General features: G+C 71.3%; 2 protein-coding genes and 1 pseudogene. 2 read left to right on the top strand and 1 reads right to left on the bottom strand.

Going from position 1 to position 3257, the window contains the following annotated elements; translation table 11 throughout:
- The first annotated feature begins 574 nt into the window (after positions 1-574).
- The gene (locus ABEA24_RS53260) at positions 575-2482 is read left to right on the top strand and encodes an N-acetylmuramoyl-L-alanine amidase (RefSeq protein ID WP_345444733.1); all 1908 of its coding nucleotides are present in this window, start codon (positions 575-577) and stop codon (positions 2480-2482) included.
- Positions 2483-2595: 113 nt separating this feature from the next.
- Here the strand turns inward: ABEA24_RS53260 and ABEA24_RS53255 are convergent, their stop codons facing one another.
- Positions 2596-2994 carry a LysR substrate-binding domain-containing protein gene (locus tag ABEA24_RS53255; RefSeq protein ID WP_345444731.1) on the bottom strand — a complete coding sequence of 133 codons (399 nt, stop codon included), beginning with the start codon at positions 2992-2994 and terminating at the stop codon, positions 2596-2598.
- Between the two features lie 34 nt (positions 2995-3028).
- Between ABEA24_RS53255 and ABEA24_RS53250 the strand changes: the two are divergent.
- Positions 3029-3257: pseudogene (locus tag ABEA24_RS53250) on the top strand (EAL domain-containing protein); the annotation flags it as partial.

Below are 3257 nucleotides of genomic sequence, written 5' to 3'. Positions count from 1 at the left end.
AGCAGCTCGAGCTCCTCAAGGAGATGGGCTGCCCCCGCGGCCAGGGCTTCCTCGTCGCCCGCCCGATGGCGCCGCGCGGGATCGAGGCCCTCGTCCGCACCAACCCGCGCGGCGAGGCGTCCATCCCCCTCCACGGCTCGGCCCTGTCCGCCGGCTGACGGTCCACGCGGCGAGGCGTCTGTCCCGCTGCACGGTTCGGCCCTGTCGGCCGGCTGACCGGTCCACGCGGCGGGGCGTCCCGTCCGGGGCTCGGCGCCGTCCGACGGTTGACCGGCTCGCGCGGCGGTCATCCGCTGCACGCATCGGCGACTACCGGAGGTGGCGAACGGCTGATTCGCCGACGCCCTGTCCGAGTGGTCCGACCAGGACCGGCGGGACCTCGTCCGGCTGTTCGGCCGCATGGTCGACGACCTGTCCGCCCACCTCGACTCCGTCGTCGGCGAGGAGGACGCCTGAGCCGGAGCCGGCGGCTGGTAGGAATTCTTCACTTTGATCACGGTTCTCGTAGGTTCTTGTCTGCGCTCGGCCCCTCTGAGATCGTTTACCGCGATTCCCCCGTAGCGCGGAGGCGCCGATGAGCCTACGAGGTCGTACCCTCGTCGCGACGATCCTGGTGCTAACCGGTCTCGGAACCGGTCAGGCCCAGGCCCAGCAACACGCCGGTCCTGTCCCCCTCACCCGCCAGCAGGCCTACGCCCAGGCGGCGAAGGCCTACCACGTCCCCGAGAACCTCCTGCTCGCCGTCTCGTACCTGGAGTCCCGCTGGGACGCCAACAAGGGGCTGCCGAGCACCGGCGGAGGCTTCGGGCCCATGCACCTCGTCGACGGCACGCTGGTCCCCGCCGGCGAGCACTTCGCCGACGGCGACGAGGATCCCCGCGGCGACACCTCCCGCCCCGCGCTGCACCCCAAGGCCCCCGCGAGCGCGGCCCGGGCCGCCGGCCAGGCCGCGCAGACACTGCAGGAGGCCGCCCGCATTACCGGCGAGACGCCGGGCACGCTGCGCACCGACCCGGCGGCCAACATCCGGGGCGGCGCGGCGCTGCTCGCCCGCTACCAGCAGGACCTCGGCAAGCCGCTCAGCGCCGACCCGGCCGCCTGGTACGCCGCGACGGTCCGCTACGGCGGCACCGACTGGTTCGCCGGCCAGGTGTACGACGTGATCCGGACCGGCGCGTCCCGGACCACCGATGACGGGCAGCGGGTCGCCCTTCCCGCCGACCCGGCCGTACGGACGGCCGCGCGGGCCGCGAACGACTCCGAGACCGAGTGCCCGCGCGACCTGGGCTGCGAGTGGATCCCGGCGCCGTACCAGCAGATCAGCCCGAATGGCCCGACGGACTACGGCAACCACGACCTGGGCGACCGGCCGAAGAGCCAGAAGATCGACTTCATCGTCATCCACGACACCGAGGGGTACTACCCGAACGACGTGCGGATGGTCCAGGACCCGACGTACCTGGGCTGGAACTACACCGTCCGCTCCGCCGACGGGCACGTCGCCCAGCACCTGAAGGCCAAGGACGTCGGCTGGCAGGCGGGCAACTGGTACATCAACTCCAAGTCCATCGGGATCGAGCACGAGGGCTTCCTCGCCCAGGGCGGCACCTGGTACACCGAGGCGATGTACCGCAGCTCGTCCGAGCTGGTGCGCTACCTCGCGCGAAGGTTCCACGTGCCCCTGGACCGGGCGCACATCCTCGGCCACGACAACGTCCCGGGGACCGTCCCGTCCACCGTCCAGAACATGCACGAGGACCCGGGCCCGTACTGGGACTGGGCGCACTACTTCGACCTGCTGCACCGGCCGCTGCACGCCAGTGCGGGCCGCCACTCCGGCGAGGTCATGATCCTGCCCGACTACGACACGAACGTCGTGCCGTACACCGGCTGCGACGCCAAGAACCCCTCGGCGGCGTGCCCGCCGCACGGCGGTGGCTCGATCATGCTGCGCACCGAGCCCCATGACGACGCGCCGCTGGTAAAGGACATCGGCAAGCACCCGACGACCGGCGGCACCGCGACGATGAGCGTGTACGACCACAGCGCCCGCGCCGCCACCGGCCAGACGTACGCCGTGGCCGACCGGCAGGGCGACTGGACGGCGATCTGGTACCTCGGCCAGAAGGCCTGGTTCCACAACCCCAGGACGCAGCCCACGGCCGTCGGCGCCCGCGGCCTGGTCGCCGTCGCCAAGCCCGGCGCGACGTCGGTTCCGGTGTACGGCCGCGCCTACCCAGAGGCGGAGGCCTACCCGGCAGGGGTGCCCGTGCAGACCCTCGTGCCGATGCAGTACACCTTCGCCGCGGGCCAGGCGTACGCCGTCGTCGGCTCCGAGCTGGGGGAGTACTACTACAGCAAGCTCTTCGATCGAACCGGCGCGACGGTCGTGAAGGGAAAGCTGAGGTACTACGAGATCCAGTTCGGCCACCGCGTCTACTTCGTGAAGGCCGACGACGTGAACCTGAAACCGGCCTGGTAGCAAACCACAGGAGCACTCTGCCGTCGCCGTTGACGTCGCGAAACCCGGCGATCCGGACGGGATGACGTCGACGGCGACGGCAGGGTGACAACGACGACGGCAAGGTGGCTCGGTCAACCGATGGTCGCCGCTGCGTCCGTGCGGAGACAGCACGCCTCGGTGAAGACGCGTACGGCCTCGCGGTCGTCGCCGGTACGCCAGACGACCGCGAGCTCGCTGGGGGACAGGCCGCCGACCGGCCAGTAGACGAGGTCGTCCCGCCGGTAGATATCGGCGTTGCCCGCGGCGAGGAGCGCCACGCCGAGACCGGAGGCGACCGCCTCGAAGGTCTCGTCGGCGGTCTCCACGGCCGTCGCCACCCGGGCCGGCGTTTCACGATGGTCGGCGGCGAGCCAGAACTCGCGCAACGCTCCCGCGTCGGGCGGGAGTGCGATGAACGGTTCGTCGACGAGTTCGGCGACCGGCACGACCTCCAACGTGGCCAGGCGTGACCCGCAGGCAGGGCGACTCATCGGTCCTCCCTGGTGATCGCCTTCCAGGAGAAGGACCGGCTACGCCTCGCTGGCCTATTTGCGGCAGCTGCCGGTCGACGTCATCAAGATCGACCCCTCGTTCGTCGCCGGGCTCGGCCGCGACGAGACCCTCTCTCTGCTGACCCGCACGATCGTCCGGGTCGGCCGCGACCTCGGGCTGTGCGTCGTCGCCGAGGGCATCGAGCGCCCCGAGCAGCTCGAGCTCCTCAAGGAGATGGGCTGCCCCCGCGGCCAGGGCTTCC

Origin of the sequence: Actinoallomurus vinaceus, from assembly GCF_039542055.1 — a bacterium.
Classification (GTDB): Bacteria; Actinomycetota; Actinomycetes; order Streptosporangiales; family Streptosporangiaceae; genus Actinoallomurus; species Actinoallomurus vinaceus.
This window is presented reverse-complemented; position numbering and strand designations above follow the sequence as displayed.

Bases quoted from the DNA above. Each gene is read 5' to 3' on its own strand.
- ABEA24_RS53260 (WP_345444733.1), top strand. From the start codon at position 575: ATGAGCCTACGAGGTCGTACCCTCGTCGCGACGATCCTGGTGCTAACC.
- ABEA24_RS53255 (WP_345444731.1), bottom strand. From the start codon at position 2,994: ATGAGTCGCCCTGCCTGCGGGTCACGCCTGGCCACGTTGGAGGTCGTG.